Origin of the sequence: Novosphingobium organovorum (assembly GCF_022832435.1) — a bacterium.
GTDB lineage: Bacteria > Pseudomonadota > Alphaproteobacteria > Sphingomonadales > Sphingomonadaceae > Novosphingobium > Novosphingobium organovorum.
The window spans coordinates 1-853 of sequence record NZ_JALHLF010000251.1 but is presented as its reverse complement, the minus strand read 5'-3'; the positions used below and the strand labels follow the sequence as shown (position 1 = coordinate 853).

Here is an 853-nt window from a genome sequence, read left to right as displayed (position 1 = left end):
CTGCGCCGCGCTGGTCGCGGGCGCCTGCGTGCTGGCCTGGCCGCAGGTGCGCTTCTGGATGACGCCCGAGCAGACGTATGCGACGCGCCCCGGCCAGATCCTGCGGGTCACGCTCGCGGATGGCTCGCGTCTCGTGCTCAACGGCCGCAGCCGGCTCAGCGTGCGGCTGGCGCCGGACCGGCGCGAGGTTCGGCTCGAAGCGGGCGAGGCGCTGTTCGACGTGTACCACGATGCCGCGCGCCCGTTCAGCGTGGCGAGCGCGGAGGGCACGGTGAACGTGCTGGGCACCCGCTTCGACCTTGCGCGCAACGCCGGCTCGCTCGACCTCGTGGTGGAGCGCGGGCTGGTGCGTTTCGCGGGCAACCAGCCGGGCGTCAACGCCGTCGATGTCGCCGCCGCGCACCGCGCCAGTCTCGTCGACGGGCGGATCGCCCCGCCCGAGCGCATCGCCCTGCAGGACTACGAGGGCGACTGGCGCGAGGGCTGGTTGCAGGTCTCCGACATGCCGCTCGGCGCGCTCGTCGCGCGGCTCCAGCGCTGGAGCGCGAAGCCGATCGAGGTCGACGATCCGGCTCTGCTGCGCGTTCGCGTGGCGGGGCGCCTGCGGCTCGACGATCCGGCCCAGCTGCTCGAGAACCTGGGCGTGCTGCACGGCTTCGCGGTGCGCACCACATCGCGTGCCTATGTCCTGGACCGGCCCTAGACGAACCCGGAACACCGCGCGCTGCATTGCCCTTGCCGTCGCGGCCCCGTTCCTGCCTGTTCTCGTACTGGTGCCCGGCGCGCAGGCCCGTGACGGCGCTGCGGCGCGGCGCGCCGGACCGCTTGGCGTGGCGATCCCCGCCGGACCGCT

At 74.1% G+C, this 853-nt stretch carries 1 protein-coding gene; it reads left to right on the top strand.

Features of this window, described 5'->3' with window-relative positions; translation table 11 throughout:
* Positions 1-703: FecR family protein (locus MTR62_RS21080; protein ID WP_244024634.1), on the top strand; the 703-nt coding region annotated here is incomplete at its 5' end.
* Positions 704-853 lie beyond the last annotated feature (150 nt).